Origin of the sequence: Luteimonas panaciterrae (genome assembly GCF_020511115.1) — a bacterium.
In the GTDB taxonomy this organism is placed as follows: domain Bacteria; phylum Pseudomonadota; class Gammaproteobacteria; order Xanthomonadales; family Xanthomonadaceae; genus Luteimonas; species Luteimonas panaciterrae.
In genome coordinates, this window is sequence record NZ_JAJAVH010000007.1 from 103,201 (window position 1) to 118,699 (window position 15,499).

The window sequence follows — 15,499 nt, forward strand, 5'->3', positions numbered from 1 at the left end:
ACTCTTCCGACGGATGGCAGACCATGCCCCGAGAACCGTCGCCGCGCGGCAGGCCTATCCGGCGCCTGCCATGGCGCGCAAAGTGATCCCTACGATATAGGCCAGCACCGTCCCGGTCGCATAACCCAATGCACCGAGCAAGGCGCCTACCGGCGCGAGCGAGGGATGAAACACCGACGCCACCACCGGCGCCGAGGCTGGTCCGCCAATATTGCTTTGCGAACCGAGCGCGAAATAGAAGAACGGCACGCGCAGCAGTCGGCCGACCAGATACAGCAGCGCGATATGCACCAGGATCCAGATCAGGCCCAGCGCGAACAACCAGGGCTTGTCGGCCAGCGCCCGGATGTCCATCTGCATGCCGATGCAGGCGATCAGGAAATACAGGAACAGCGTGCCGATCTTGGACGCACCGGCGCCGTCGAATTCGCGCAAGCGGGTGAAACTCAGACCCAGGCCGATGAACGTGGACAGCACCACGACCCACACGAAGGGTTCGTGCAAGCTCACCGTTTTCGCCCACGATACGTTGGCCAGGAACCAGCCGGCGATGGGCGTGGCGATCGCGTGCGAGAGCCCGACCGCACCCAACGCGATGCCGACGATGATCATCAGGTCCGACAGGCTGGCGATGCGCTGGTGCTGCTTCTGATAGCTGATCAAGCGCTGCTTCAGATCCTCGATCGCGCGCGTATCCGCGCCGCTGCGCGCATCGATCGCCTGCGCGCGGTTAGCAAGGAAGATCAACACCGTCATCCACACATAACCGACGCCGACGTCGATCACCACGAACTGGCCGAACGTGGTTTCGTCGACGTTGAACACTTCCTTCATCGCGACCATATTGGCGCCGCCGCCGATCCAGCTACCCGCCAGCGCCGCCATGCCACCCCACGTATCACCGGCCACGGTGTCCGGATGCACCAGGCCCATGATCCAGAATGCGGCGAAGGCGCCCAGCATCACGCTGATCGATGCCGTCGCGTACATGACCAGTAGTTTCGGGCCAAGCCGGAGCACGCCCTTCAGGTCGATGGTCAGCGTCAACAGCACCAATGCCGCGGGCAGCAGCACGCGACTGGCGACCGGGTTGTAGAGCTTGCTGGCATTGCCATCGATCAAGCCGACGCTGTTGTAGATGCCCGGAATGAAGTAGCACAGCAGCAAGGCCGGCACGTAGGTGTAGAAGCGCCTCCAGAAGCCCGATTCACGCGATTCGGTCCAGAACACCAGTCCCAGCGTTCCGGCGATCAGGCCGAGCACGACGATGTCGTTGGTGATCAGGGCAGTGCCGGCGGGTTCGCTCATCGTTCTCCCAAAACGGTTTCGGACGCGACTCGGGGTTCTGGCCGAAGGCCGTTACCGATGGACCCGCGCCTCATTGCCGGGTAGCGATTGTCGCTACCCGGCCACGGGTCACTGGCCGATGTGCTGCTTCAACCAAGCATTGACCGTGTCGTGCCAGAGAATGCTGTTCTGCGACTTCAACACCCAATGGTTCTCGTCGGGGAAGTACAGGAACTTAGACTCGATGCCCTTGCGCTGCAGCGCCGTGAACGCGCCGATGCCCTGCTCCACCGGAATGCGGAAGTCTTGCTGGCCGTGGATGACCAGCATCGGCACGCGCCAATCCTTGACGTGGTTGACCGGATTGAACTTCTCGTAAGCCTCGGACTTGTCGTATGGCGTGCCGCCCTGCTCCCACTCGGTGAACCACAATTCCTCGGTGGAATAGCCCATCATGCGTTGATCGAACACGCCGTCATGGTTGACCAGGCACTTCCACGGTGAGTTCCCGCTCTTATCGAACCAGTTGCCGGCGATCCAGTTGACCATGAAACCGCCGTAGCTGGCGCCGAGCGCGCAAGCCTTGTCACCGTCGAGGAAATCGTATTTTTCCTGCGCGGCCTTCCAACCTTTCTGCAGATCTTCCAGCGGGCGATCGCCCCAGTGTTCGCTGATTGCGTCGGTGAATTTCTGTCCGTAGCCGGTCGAACCGTGGAAGTCGATCATCACCACGGCATAGCCTTGTCCGGCATACGTCTGCGGATTCCAGCGATAGCTCCAGCCGTTGCCGAAGCTACCCTGCGGACCGCCGTGGATCAGGAACGCCACCGGATACTTCTTGCCGGCGGTGTAGTTCCAGGGCTTCACGACATAGCCATAGACGGTGTCACCGTCCCAGCCCTTGAAGTTGAACTGTTCGAAGTCGCCGAAGCGAACGTCCGGAAGCTGCTCCGCGGCGCTGGGAGTGATCTCGCGCATGGCGTTATCACTCCCATCCTCGAGTCCCACCGCAACAAGAATCCGATTGCCGCTCTTCAACGAATTATTGGCGACGGCGAGCGTCTTGCCGGCGATCACAAATTCGGCGACCGACTCACCACCCACCATCTGCGAAACACTGCCATCCTCTATCGTGACTTCGAACAGCGGGTGATTCCCCAGTTCCTGCGCGGTGGTGTAAATCTCCTTGCCGTCCTCAGACAAGGTGATGCCGTCGGCGGAGCGATCCCACTCCGGCGCGATCTCGCGCGTGGTGCCGCTGGCCAGATCCATCGCCATCAATGCGAAGCGATCGGCCTCGAAGCCGGGACGCTTCATGGCGCGGTAATACAGCGTCTTGCCATCGGCGGAGAATGCCGGGCCGGTGTCCCAGGCGGGGTTGGACGCGGTGAGGTTCTTCGCCGTGCCGGTGCCGTCCGCGCTCACCAGATACAGATCGAAATTGGTCGACCACGGCTCGGTGCGATCGGCCTTGCGCGCGCTCAGCACCAGCGACTTGCCGTCCGGCGCCCAGGCATATTCGCTGCTGTCGCCGAACGGCTTCGACGGAACGTCGCCGGAGACGTCGGCGCCGGTCAGTGTCGCGACCGCGGCGGCCTTGGCCTTCGCGCCCGGAAGCGCGGCGACGAAGACGCGGTTGAGACGGCCGTCGTTCCAGGCATCCCAGTGACGGATGAACATGCGGTCGAAGATCTTGCCGCTGGCCTTTGCTTTTTCGGCGGCGTCAGCTTTGTCCTTCGTGCACTTGAAGTCGGCCTTGCAGTCAGCGAACGCACCGGCGCTGAAGGCCACGCGCGTGCCATCCGGCGACAGCTTGTAGCTCTCGACGTCGGCGGCGAAAGAAGTGAGCTGACGCGGCGTTCCGCCCGCGACCGGAATTGCATACAGCTGCGAGGAACCCGACTTCGCGCTCAGGAAGTACACGGTGGCGCCATCCGGCGAGAACGACGGCGAATTGACGTTCCAGCCTTCCGGTGTCAGCCGCTTCGGCGGCGCCGCGTCGCGCGCGAACAAGTCTTCGATCCACAGCGACGTCGAGCGTTTTGCGAGCGCCTCGTCGATGACTGCCTTGGCGAACACCAACTTGCGTCCATCCGGCGACAGCGTCGGCGAGGAATAGCGATCGAGCTTGACCAGATCGCGTACTTCGAAGCCGCGTTCGGCGAACGCCGAGACGGGCAATGCGAGCAGAAGCGCGGCGGACAGGACGGCGTGTTGAAGCTTCATGGAAATCCTTAATCGGAAAGTCGATCGCCATCGCGCCACTGGATCGCGGCGCGATGGCACTTCAGGAGCATCACATCGGACCGGGTTCGGCGTCGCCCAAGGCAAGCTTTGACTTGGTACCAGTGCGATAGATCAGCCAGCCAATATAAGCAAGCACAGCCAAGCCTAGGAATTGACTGCCTATCTCGCTCAATCTGAATTTTTCTGGCAAGTTCAGAATGGTCCCATTTTCGTAGTACCAGATGGGCACAGCGATCACGATACCCATCAAGGCTTCGCCTGTAATTAGGCCTGCAGAGAACAAAGTACCCGGACGATGCAAACGATCTCGCGCTTCTTCGTCACTCCCCTTCAAGCCACGACGACGTTCAACAAAATAAGATAGAAGGCCGCCCAGAAAGATCGGCACCATCAGCTCGAGCGGTAGATAGATGCCAATAGCAGCCGCGAGCACTGGCACGCGGAAACTCGAACCGCGCTTCTTCAGCACCTCATCGAGCGTGATGACAAGTGCGCCGATCACAGCGCCAGCGATGATCATGTCCCAAGGCAGTTCGCCGCCAAACATGCCCTTGGCGACTGATGCCATTAGCGTTGCCTGCGGTGCATTAAGCGACTGCGGATGCTCCGGCGTGGCGGGTCCGATTCCATAAGCATGCGCAAGCAAGTTCAACACAGGAGCCATGATCAACGCGCAGGAAAAAGAACCGATACCAAGCATTAGCTGCTGTTTCCATGGCGTGGCACCGACCAGATAGCCGGCCTTGAGATCCTGCAAATTGTCACCGCCCACCGCCGCTGCGCAGCACACCACAGCGCCGATCATGATTGCCGCCACCGCGCCAATCTTCGAATCGCTGCCCAGCAGCAGCATCAAGACGACTGAAGCGAACAGGATCGTGGCAATAGTGATACCGGATACTGGGTTGTTCGACGAACCTACCAAGCCGGCGAGATAGGCCGACACCGAGACGAACAGGAACCCCGCGACGATCATGATCAATGTCATCGGCACGCTAACTGTCCAGTCATGCACGATCAACTGGTACAACACCAGCAGAGGCAGCACAAACAGCACCAGCGCAACCAGCATCCACTTCATCGGCAAATCGCGTTCGGTTTCGGCGACAGCCTCACCAGAACCCTTGCGTGCCGCTGCGATGCCGCTTTTGATGCCCGACAACAATGATTTGCGTAGGGAAAACAGCGTCCAGATACCCCCGATCAGCATGGCGCCAACGCCGAGGTAGCGCACACGTTCGCCACGGATGAGACTTGCCGCTTCCGTCGCGCTCTTGCCGACCAGTTCGGCAGCGAACGTTGGATCGATATGCTGTGCGAAGGCGTGATAGAACGGAATCGCGATGTTGTACGACAGCACGCTGCCGGACAGCACGACGATGCCGATGTTGAGACCGACGATGTAGCCCACGCCGAGCAGCGCAGGCGACAGACCGGTGCCCATGTAGCCGAGATACTTGCCGAAGAAGCCGGCGCCGGCCGCGTTGTCCGGGATCATGCGCAGACCGCTTTCGGCCATCAGCTTGACCACCGCGCCGATGGTCGCGGAAATACCGAGGATCTTCAGGCCCGGGCCGGGATTCTCGCCGGCCTTGAGCACTTCCGCCGCCGCCTTGCCTTCGGGGAACGGCAGCGGTTCCTCGACGATCATCGAGCGACGCAGCGGCACCGAGAACAGCACGCCGAGCAGGCCACCGAGGCCGGCGATCGCCAGCACCCACGAATAACGGAAGTCCTGCCAGTAGCCGAGGATGATCAAGGCCGGGATTGTGAAGATCACGCCCGCCGCGATCGACGAACCCGCCGAGGCGCCGGTCTGCACGATGTTGTTCTCGAGGATCGTGCCGCCGCCGAGCAGGCGCAGCACGCCCATCGAGACGACCGCCGCGGGGATCGCGGTGGCGATGGTCAGGCCGGCGAACAAGCCCAGGTAGGCGTTGGCCGCGGAGAGGATCACCGCCAGCACCATCGCCAGCAGTACGGCCCGGAAGGTCAATTGCGGTGGCGCCGGCTTGTTCATTTTCTAGCCTCAGAACCAAATTAGCCCGCCAAGCTAATCGCTGGGGCCAGGCAAGTCCAGTGCAATAGGCTCGAAAAGGTATGGAGAAATGCCATGTCGGCACGGCCAGAAGCCGGCTCGCCGGGGCTCGTCCCGCTCCTTTCCTATAATCGCGCGTTTCCGCCTGGAGCCGCGTGTGTCCGCCACCCTCGCCAGCGACCCCGCGCGCCCGAACACCCGCAAGGATTTTCTCGGGCATCCCAAAGGCGTCTACGTCTGCTTCTTCACCGAAATGTGGGAGCGCTTCTCGTTCTATGGAATGAAGGCGCTGCTGCTGTTGTATCTGCTCAAGCATCACGGCTTCGGCGACGACGCCGGGTACGACCTGATCGGCGCCTATGGCGGCCTGGTCTACGCGGTGCCGGTGATCGGCGGCATGATCGCCGACCGCTGGCTCGGCATGCGCAAGTCGGTCGTACTGGGCGGCGTGTTGCTCTGCCTGGGCCATCTCGGCATGGCCGTGGAAGGCGAGCAGGCGCGGATGATCAACGGCGTGATGGTGCGTGATGAAACCGCGCTGCAGGTGTTCTATCTGTCGCTGGCGTTGATCGTGATGGGCGTGGGCTTCCTCAAGCCCAACATCTCCACCATCGTCGGCAAGCTGTACGCGGAAGACGATCCGCGTCGCGATTCCGGCTTCACTGTGTTCTATGCGGGCATCAATATCGGCGGCCTGTTCGCCGGCCTGGTGTGCGCATTCCTCGGCGAAACCTACGGCTGGAAATACGGCTTCGGCGCGGCCGGAGTCGGCATGGTGGCGGGACTCGCCATGTTCCTGTGGGGACAGCGCTATCTGCACGGACATGCCGAGCCGCCCGATCCGGCCAAGTTGCGCGACAGCGTCGGCGGGTTGCGTCGTGAATTCTGGATCTATCTCGGCACGTTCGCCGGCGTGGCGCTGATCTGGCAATTGATCCAGCGCAATTGGACCGTGCAGGGCGCGATGCATCTGGTCGCGCTGGCCTTCGGCCTGTGGTTCGTGTGGTTCCTGATCCGCCACTGCAGCAAGGTAGAACGCCAGCAGATGATCGCACTGCTGGTGATGATTCTCGCGGTGCTCGTGTTCTTCACCCTCTACGAGCAAAGTTACGGCTCCTGGGTGACTTTCACCGATCGCCTGATGACCAAGGACATGTTTCCCTCCCTGGTCAGCGACGCCAGCGGCACCCTGCCCTGGTCGTTGTTCGTGATGGCCGCCAGTCCGATCCTCATGGTGATCGCGCTGCGCGCGAGCGATCGCGGCGATCGCACGCGCGCGCTCGCGATGGTCTGGCTGCTGGTGATCGGCATGGCCGTGGCCTGTTTCCGCGACGTCGTGCTGGTGCCACAGACCGCAGGCTCCCTCACCTTCCTCGGTTCGTTCTTCATCGTGCTGCTGTCGCCGCTGTTCGCCTGGCTGTGGCCGTGGCTGGAGCGCCGGGGGCGCAATCCGAGCAAGCCATTCAAGAGCGGCATCGGGCTGCTGTTCGCCGGACTGTCGTTCCTGCCATTGCTGTTCGCTGCGCAGACCGCTGGTACTGGTGTTCCCGCCAGCGTGTGGTGGCTGGTGCTGGCCTATCTGCTGCTGGAGATCGGCGAGATGTGCCTGTCGCCGATCGGATTGTCGGCGGTCACCCAGTTGTCGGTCGCGCGCGTGGTTGGCCTGATGATGGGCGGCTTCTGGCTGGCGACCGCGTATTCGGAACTGCTGGCCGCGCAGTTCGGGAAGCTGGCGTCGATCGAAGTGCCGGAAGGCACGACGATGAACATCGCCGAGGCCGCGTCGAAGTACGCGCACCTGTTCTCGCTGATGCTGTGGATCGGCTTGGGTTGCGCCGTCGTCGCCTTCACCATCGCGCCGCTGCTGCGGCGGATGATGCATGGCGTGAAATGAAGCGGGCCGGAGATTCCGGCCCGCCTGGATTCGCTTATTTCGATTTCACTGGAGCCGGAGCCGCGGTCGCGCCTCCGATGTTGCGGCTGAGGAAGGCCAGGAGCTTGGTGTAGAACTCCGCCTGATGTTCCGGCCTGTAGAAGCCGTGACCCTCGGTCGGGTAATACAGAGTCTCGACCGGCACGTTGGCGGCGCGCAGCGCCTTCTCCATCTTCTTGCTGTGCGCGATCGGCGCGATCTCGTCCTCACCACCGGCAGCCAGGAATACCGGCACCTTGATCTTGTCCGCCAACCGGTTTGGAGAAGTAGTGGCGAGCTTGTTCTCGTCGTCGCCCATCCAATCCGCCGACCAGTTGCCGAAGCGCTTGCTCTCTCCTCGCATCTCCTTGCTCAGATCCGGCAGATCGTAGACGCCGACATATCCCACCGCGCACTTGTACAGGCTGGGCTCCTTCACCGCGCCCATCAGTGAGGCATAGGCGCCGTAGCTTCCGCCGTAGATGCAGATCCGGTTCGCATTGGCGATGCCTTCCTGTATCGCCCATTTGGTCGCGTCCGTGACGTCATCCTGCATCCTCCCGCCCCACTCGCGCGCACCGGCCAGATGGAAGGCGCGGCCGCGGCCGCCAGAGCCGCGGAAATTGATCTGCAGCACCGCGTACCCAGCGCCAGCGAGTGTCTGAGCATCAACGTCATAGCCCCAACTGTCATAGATACCGAAAGGACCGCCATGCGGCACCACGACCATCGGCAGGTTACGCGCTTCGACGCCGACAGGAACCGTGAGGTAGCCCTTCAGAGCCAGACCGTCGCGCGCCTGCACGGTGATCGGACGGCGCTCGCCGCGCTGCTTGGGATCGATCCAGGGCCGCGTGCTGAGCAGGAACGCGGCCGTCTTGGTCTGCGTATCGAAAATGTAGAACTCGTCAGACTGCCGGTCACTGCTCACCTGCACCAACGCGAGCTTGCCGTCGGCGGTATAGGAAGTGACGAACGGCGCCTGGTCGGCAAACGCTGCCTCAAGCGACCGGTACAAGCGAGCTTCTGGCGAGGCCTTGTCGAAGAATGCCGTGTGCGGCTTCCCTACGTAATAGCGGACCCCTACCGGAATCAAGGTGCCCTGGCGATAAATGATGGCGCCGGGATTGGCATCCTCATCCTGCAACACATCCTTGCGCGTCTTCGACTCCATATCCATGGCCACGATCTTGTCCGGCCCCTTCGCTTGCTGGACCCGGATATAGGCGGTCTTGTTGTCCTCGGCGAAGCCAATCGGATATTCGGCGTGGTCGCTGGCGTTCTCATCGTTGATGATTTCCCAGTCGGCGTCAGGCCCGGATCGGTGATACAGTTTGTTGGCATTGTTGACGTCGACACCGTAGACGAAGCGGATTTTTCCGGTGTTGTCGGTCACGAAATCCGCATTGCGGATGGGGGCTCGCGCAATCTGCCTGCGCTTGCCATTGCGCACATCCATGATTTCGGCGCGTGAGACCGGATCGTTGCCGAACGTGCTGACCGAGATCACCACGTTGTTCTCGTCATCCGGAAGGCTGTCGATCAGAAAGGCGGCGACGGTCTCGTTCTTCTTGGTGACGATATTGGAGCCGGTAGTCATCACGTCAACGCTCTGCCCCACCAGGATTTCCGCGTTCGTACCGTCAGCATCGACGCCATAGAGATCGCCCGTCAGCATGGGATTGTCCAAGGCGCCGAATTTCCTCGATGTGCTAATCAACACGCGCTTCGGATTGACCCACCAGAAATCGGCCACATGGGTGTTCTTGCCGATGCTGAATCCACCCGTGACCTTGTTGTCGGCCCGACGCAGGATGACCAACCCCGTCCTGTCCTCGAAGGGAATGGTCGCGGCGTAGTACTCGCCGGTCGGCGAGATCTTGATGTCTTCGAATTCGGCCTTCTTGATGTAAGGCGTGATGTCGAATTGCGTGGCCGGTTTGTCCTGTGCCGTCGCCGATACCGCAAACGTCAACGCCAGCGGCAGGAATGCGGCCGACGCCGCCTTGAGTACTCGCTTCATGATGCCCCTCTGATCTGCCTTGCCTGCTTGCCGACGATTGCATGCGTCGACCCGCAGCGAACTTTCATCCCCACCGACAATCCGGCCGTTGCGATCCGCAACGGCCGGTGCCGGCACTACTTCACTTCTTCGTTGTTTCCGATGCCGAAGCCGTCGCCGCGCCACCGCCGATGTGCTTGTCGAAGAACGCCAGCATCTTCGTATACAAGTTGAGATTGTTCTCTTCCTTGTAGAAGCCGTGCATCTCACCAGACTGGATGATCATCCCCTCCGGCGGATTCCCTGCGGCCGTCAATGCCTTGTTCATCGCCTCGGTGTGCTCCGGCGGACAGCGCGGATCGCGCGCACCGGCGGCCAGATAGACGGGCAGCTTGATCTTGTCGACGTAGTTGATCGGCGACATCGCATCCTGCTCCGCGCGCGTCTTGCCGAAGGCGCGCAGCAGATAGCGGCGGCCGTCCTCGCGTTCGCTGGTGTCGCTCTTCTCCATCTGGATCTGCGCGTCGTACAGGCCGACGTAGCCGAACGCGCACTTGAACAACCCAGGATCGCGAGCCGGCGCCATCAGCGACGCATAACCACCGAAGCTGCCGCCGTAGATGCAGATGCGGTTCTTGTCCGCATATCCCTGCTGCACGGCCCAATTGGTGGCATCGATGACGTCGTTCATGATGCCCTGCGCCCACTGGCCGTAAGCCTTGTCCTGGAAGCCTTTTCCGAAGCCGCCAGAGCCACGGTAATTCACTTGCAGCACGAGGTAGCCGCGGCTGGCCAGCAGCTGCGTCTCCCAGTTGAAGCGCCAATCATCGCGCGGCCCCATCGGACCGCCGTGCGGATTGACGATCATCGGCAGGTTCTTGCCGTTCGATCCGTTGGGAATCGTCAGGTAGCCATAGACCTTGAGCCCGTCACGCGTGGTGAGCGCGAAGGATTTCACGCTCGCCATCTTCTTCGGATCGAGCCACTTGCGGCCCTGCAGCAGGAAGCGCGCCTTGCCGGTGTCGCGATCGTACAGATACAGCTCGCCGGGATTGCTGTCGCTGTAAACGGACACGACGATCTTCTTGCCGTCCGTGGTCGCGCTGGAGAAATCCACGAACTGACCGGGAAACGCCTCGGCCAGCGATCCGTAAATCTCGGCATCCGGATGCTTCTCGTCGACCATGGTGACGCGCGGCGCACCAGCCTCGGTGACCACCGCCAGGATCGTGCCGCCGTCGGATGCTTCGATATATCCGGCCGGATCGGAAACGGGGTCCTGGAACAAGCTGCGGAACTCGCCGCTGGTCTTGTCGATGGTGCCGAACGCCTCCGGCTTGTTGCCGTCGCTCTGGGTCGCGTAGATCGTGCCGTCCGGCGACGCGCTCACCACCGAGAGCATCTTGCCCGAGGACTTGGAGCTGTTAAGCAGCTTCCACTTGCCGCTCTCCTCGCGCACGTACAGCTCGTTCTGCGAGTCGTAGTCGCCCTCCTCGTTCTCGCTGTCGTGGCAGATCGCATAGCGCGGCGCCTTGGCGGCATCGAGCACGATCTCGCAATTCCCGCGCGGCGCGCGCGTCAGCGACTTGCGGCGACCACTGATCGTATCCAACAGCACGATCTCGGTTCCGATGTCTTCGGACGAGCGCGGATAGTTCACGCTCATCACGACGTTGGTGTCGTCGTCCCTGAGAGTGTCCAGCAAGGCGAAGCTTTCGCTGCCGGTCTGCTTGCCGCGCTGCGTCACATCGCGTGTTCCGTAGAACACGAGTGGGCGTGGCTGCGAGCCATCGGCATTCACGCCATACCATTCGCCGGTACCGAACGGCCTCGCGAAACGCCCGACCTTGCGCACGGAATTGAACAGCAGCCGCTCGGGGCTCACCCAATAGAACTGTCCGACGCTCTTGTCGTCGGGCAACTGATTGAGTTTGACCAGGCTCAGGTCCTTGGTCCGCATCACCGCGAGGACGTCCTGTTCGCCCTTGTCGACGGTCATGGCCAGGTATTCGCCGGTCGGCGAAATCTTGACCGCGCTGTAGGTTGGATGCTTGACGAAGTCGCTGATCGGAATCTGATCAGCGGCCAGCGCCGAGATGGATGGCGCAGTGGCGGCAACGGCAACGAGCGCCGCGAACGCGGTGACACGTGATTTCACGAATTCCCCCTAGACACGTCCTTGACCTATCGGTCGGTCGGGGGATTCTAATGTCAGCCCGGGGCGAGGTCATCCAGGACGCGGGCCAGGTCCTGCTGCCAGAGCGGCAATTGCAGGGACAAACCGGCTTCGAGGTTCGTGCAATCCAGCCTCGAATAGGCCGGGCGCCGCGCGGGCGTGGGGTATTCGGCGGTGGTGATCGGCCTGACGGCCGGCGGCGCCTTGCCGAGCAGCCCCTTGGCCGCGGCCTGAGCGACGATCGCCTCGGCGAAGCCATGCCACGTCGTTTCCCCGGCCGCGGTCAGGTGGTGCACGCCGCGGAAGGACGGCTGTGCCACGGCACGCGCGGTGACGTCGGCGATCAAAGCGGCGGAAGTCGGCGTGCCGACCTGGTCGGCGACGACACGCAGTTCGTCGCGTTCCTTCGCCAGGCGCAGCATGGTCAGCAGGAAATTCTTGCCGTGGGCGGCATACACCCAGGCCGTGCGCAGGATCAGATGACGGGCGCCGCTGCCCTGAATGGCTTGTTCGCCCGCCAGCTTGCTGGCGCCGTAGACACCGAGCGGCGCGGTCGGGGCGTCTTCGCGGTAAGGACGGGTCGCGGTGCCGTCGAACACGTAGTCGGTCGAGTAATGCACCAGCGGGACGTCGCGCTTGGCGCAAGCGTCGGCGATCACGCGCGGCGCCTCGGCATTCGCGCGGAATGCCGCCTCCTGGTCCTGCTCGGCACGATCTACCGCCGTGTAGGCAGCGGCGTTCACGATGAGATCGGGCGCGATGCGGTCGATCAACGCGGCCAGGCTCGCCGGCTGATCGAAATCGGCCGTCTCGCAAGGCACGCTACCCGGCAATTCACCGCCACGCGTGGCGGGCACGACTTCACCGAGCGACGCGAGACTGCGCCGCAACTCGGTCCCGACCTGTCCGTTGGCACCGAACAGCAGGATCTTCAAGACGCACCCTTCGCTGGTACGTAAACCGGCAGACGCGCTTCGGGCACGTCCACGAGCAACGGCGCGCGCGTGTCCTTCTCCGACAGCAGCGGCTCGGCCACCGGCCAGTCGATCGCCAGTTGCGCATCGTTCCAGCGCACGCCGGCGTCGGCGTCGCGGTCGTAGGTCTCGGTGCAGAGATAGGTGAACGTGGCGTACTCGCTCAGCACGGCGAATCCATGTGCGAAGCCTTCGGGAATCCAGAAGTGGCGGCGGTTCTCGCCGCTCAGCACCACCGCCGTCCACTTGCCGAAGGTCGGCGAGCCGCGGCGGATGTCGACGGCAACGTCCCAGACCTCGCCTTCCAGCACCGACACATACTTCCCCTGCGGCTTCGGCCACTGGTAATGCAGACCGCGCAGCACGCCGCGTGCCGAACGCGAGACGTTGCCTTGCACGAAGCTCGGCGTCAGTCCATGCGCGGCAAGCTTGTCGCGATTGAACGATTCGAAGAAATAGCCGCGGTCGTCGCCGAACACTTGCGGCTCGAGCACCACGCAGCCCGGCAGATCGGTTTCGATGACTTTCATGGCACGTGCCCGCGTTCGGCCAGGCTCAGCAGATACTGGCCGTAGCCGTTCTTGGCAAGAGCGTTACCCAGCACCTCGAGCTGCGCGTTGTCGATCCAGCCGTTGTTCCAGGCGATCTCTTCCGGACAGCACACGCGCAATCCCTGCCGTGCCTCGATGGTTTCGATGTAGTTGGATGCTTCCAGCAGCGACTGATGCGTGCCGGTATCCAGCCAGGCGTAGCCGCGGCCGAGCTGTTCCAGATGCAGGGCATTCTCGTCGAGATAGCAGCGGTTGAGATCGGTGATCTCCAGTTCGCCGCGTGTGGACGGCTTCAAGCCCGCCGCGAAATCGCTGGCGCGTCCGTCGTAGAAATACAGGCCAGTGACCGCATAGTTCGAGCGCGGCTTCGCCGGCTTCTCTTCCAGACCGACGACCTTGCCGGCGTGATCGAATTCGGCGACACCGTAGCGCTCCGGATCCTTGACCCAATAGCCGAACACCGTCGCGCCGTGATCGCGCGCGTCCGCGCGCTTGAGCAGCGCGCTCAGGCCCGGGCCATGGAAGATGTTGTCGCCAAGCACGAGACAGCTCGGTTTGCCGTCGACGAATTCCCGGCCGATCAGATACGCCTGGGCGAGCCCGTCCGGGCTCGGCTGCACCGCGTACTCGATGCGCATGCCCCAACGCGATCCGTCTCCGAGCAGGCTCTGGAACAACTGCTGCTCGTGCGGCGTGTTGATGATCAGGACTTCGCGAATCCCCGCCAGCATCAGCACGCTGAGCGGGTAGTAGATCATCGGCTTGTCGTAAACCGGCAGCAGCTGCTTGCTGATCGACTGGGTGATCGGATACAGCCGGGTGCCGGAACCACCCGCCAGAATGATGCCTTTGCGTTCAGTCATAGATTGCCTTTAGGGAAGTCCGCGCGAAGCGGACAGGCTCTTGCGAAGGACCAGGTTTTTGGAAAGCCCGCACTTTGAATGCGCGGGCTCTTACGAAGAACTTGTCTTACGCCGCGTTGCCGATGCGCTCGAGACGGTAACTGCCATCGAGCACACGCCGCACCCACGCTTGATTGGTGAGATACCAGTCGACCGTGTCGGCGATCCCCTGCTCGAAAGTATGCGCCGGTGACCAGCCAAGTTCGCTCTTCAGCTTGGAGGCGTCGATCGCGTAACGCCGATCGTGGCCTGGGCGATCCTTGACATAGGTGATCTGCGAGTTGCGCGGCTTGCCGTCCTCGCGCGGACGGCGCGTGTCGAGCAGCGCGCAGATCGCGTTCACCACTTCGATGTTCTGGCGTTCGGCGTCGCCGCCGACGTTGTAGGTCTCGCCGACGCGGCCGCGTTCGAGCACGGCGCGGATCGCCGAGCAGTGATCGCCAACGTACAGCCAGTCGCGCACGTTCTTGCCATCACCGTAGATCGGCAGCGGCTCGCCCGCGATCGCCTTGGCGATGATCAGCGGAATGAGTTTTTCCGGGAACTGGTACGGACCATAATTGTTCGAGCAATTGGTGGTCAGCGTCGGCAGCCCATAGGTGTGGTGGAAGGCGCGGACCAGATGGTCGGAAGCCGCCTTCGATGCCGAGTACGGCGAGTTCGGCGCGTAGGCCGTCTGTTCGGTGAACTTGCCGTCCTCGCCGAGCGAGCCGTACACCTCGTCCGTGGACACGTGCAGGAACCGGAATGCCGAGGCCGCATCACCCTGCAGCGACTTCCAGTAGTCGCGCGAGGCTTCCAGCAGGGCCAGCGTGCCGACGACATTGGTCTGGATGAAGGCGCCGGGGCCGTCGATCGAACGATCGACGTGGCTTTCGGCGGCGAAATTGATCACCGCGTCCGGACGGCGCTCGGCCAGCAGCTGGGACACCAGGGCGCGATCGCCGATGTCGCCTTGAACAAAGGTATAGCCCGGACGCCCCTCGATCGATGCGAGGGTGTCGCGATTGCCGGCATAAGTGAGGGCGTCGAGGTTGATGATCTCGATCCCTTTCGCAACCGCTTCCAGAACGAAGTTACCGCCGATGAATCCGGCTCCGCCGGTGACCAGCCAGGTTGGCATGCAGGGGGACTCCTACGAAGTAACGCGAACCCGGCCACGTGGCCGGAAACAAGAATCCTGAACGAAATCAGGGCAAGGCCGCATTGTACATGGCGTGATATGCAGCACCGGTGCAGAGCCGACACGCCATCACGGTTGTTTCGGAAATCGTTTCCAAGTTGATGAAGGCACGTCTCGGCACGCAGGCGTGGCTCGAACACATACGGATTTCGTCCCGTCCGACGTCATACCCAATGTATGGGGAATGCAGGTCTGCATGCCGTGATGCCGGCCATCACGATCGATCG

The 15,499-nt window shown here is 62.5% G+C and carries 10 protein-coding genes; 1 reads left to right on the forward strand and 9 read right to left on the reverse strand.

Annotated features, from left to right (window positions below; genetic code table 11):
* Window positions 1-54 precede the first annotated feature (54 nt).
* The 3 genes from LG367_RS08580 to LG367_RS08590 form a co-directional block, all read right to left on the reverse strand.
* On the reverse strand, window positions 55-1,308 hold the full coding sequence (locus LG367_RS08580) for a DUF819 family protein (protein WP_226468830.1): 1,254 nt from the start codon (window positions 1,306-1,308) through the stop codon (window positions 55-57).
* A 108-nt stretch (window positions 1,309-1,416) separates the two neighbouring features.
* Window positions 1,417-3,513, reverse strand: a complete 2,097-nt coding sequence (locus LG367_RS08585; protein WP_226468831.1) for a S9 family peptidase — start codon at window positions 3,511-3,513, stop codon at window positions 1,417-1,419.
* Between the two features lie 70 nt (window positions 3,514-3,583).
* Complete coding sequence (locus LG367_RS08590; protein WP_226468832.1) at window positions 3,584-5,554, reverse strand: OPT family oligopeptide transporter; 1,971 nt, start codon at window positions 5,552-5,554, stop codon at window positions 3,584-3,586.
* 175 nt (window positions 5,555-5,729) lie between these two features.
* Here LG367_RS08590 and LG367_RS08595 point away from each other — a divergent pair, with 175 nt between their 5' ends.
* Window positions 5,730-7,466: a peptide MFS transporter gene (locus tag LG367_RS08595; protein ID WP_226468833.1), complete on the forward strand. Its 1,737-nt coding sequence runs from the start codon at window positions 5,730-5,732 to the stop codon at window positions 7,464-7,466.
* A 34-nt stretch (window positions 7,467-7,500) separates the two neighbouring features.
* Here the strand turns inward: LG367_RS08595 and LG367_RS08600 are convergent, their stop codons facing one another.
* From LG367_RS08600 to rfbB, 6 genes are all read right to left on the reverse strand, one after another.
* Window positions 7,501-9,507, reverse strand: coding sequence for an alpha/beta hydrolase family protein (locus LG367_RS08600; protein WP_226468834.1), 2,007 nt, complete (start codon window positions 9,505-9,507; stop codon window positions 7,501-7,503).
* A gap of 121 nt (window positions 9,508-9,628) precedes the next feature.
* Entirely contained in the window at window positions 9,629-11,644 is a 2,016-nt protein-coding gene (locus LG367_RS08605; RefSeq protein ID WP_226468835.1) for an alpha/beta hydrolase family protein, read from the reverse strand.
* Window positions 11,645-11,697: 53 nt separating this feature from the next.
* A complete protein-coding gene (gene rfbD / locus LG367_RS08610; protein ID WP_226468836.1) occupies window positions 11,698-12,597 on the reverse strand; it encodes a dTDP-4-dehydrorhamnose reductase in 900 nt (299 codons plus the stop codon).
* Complete coding sequence (rfbC, locus tag LG367_RS08615; RefSeq protein ID WP_226468837.1) at window positions 12,594-13,166, reverse strand: dTDP-4-dehydrorhamnose 3,5-epimerase; 573 nt, start codon at window positions 13,164-13,166, stop codon at window positions 12,594-12,596. The genes rfbD and rfbC overlap by 4 nt, the downstream gene beginning before the upstream one ends.
* Entirely contained in the window at window positions 13,163-14,050 is an 888-nt protein-coding gene (rfbA, locus tag LG367_RS08620) for a glucose-1-phosphate thymidylyltransferase RfbA (protein WP_226468838.1), read from the reverse strand. Before rfbA ends, rfbC begins: the two co-directional genes overlap by 4 nt.
* Before the next feature lie 106 nt (window positions 14,051-14,156).
* Window positions 14,157-15,212, reverse strand: coding sequence for a dTDP-glucose 4,6-dehydratase (gene rfbB, locus LG367_RS08625; RefSeq protein ID WP_226468839.1), 1,056 nt, complete (start codon window positions 15,210-15,212; stop codon window positions 14,157-14,159).
* Between the last annotated feature and the right edge of the window lie 287 nt (window positions 15,213-15,499).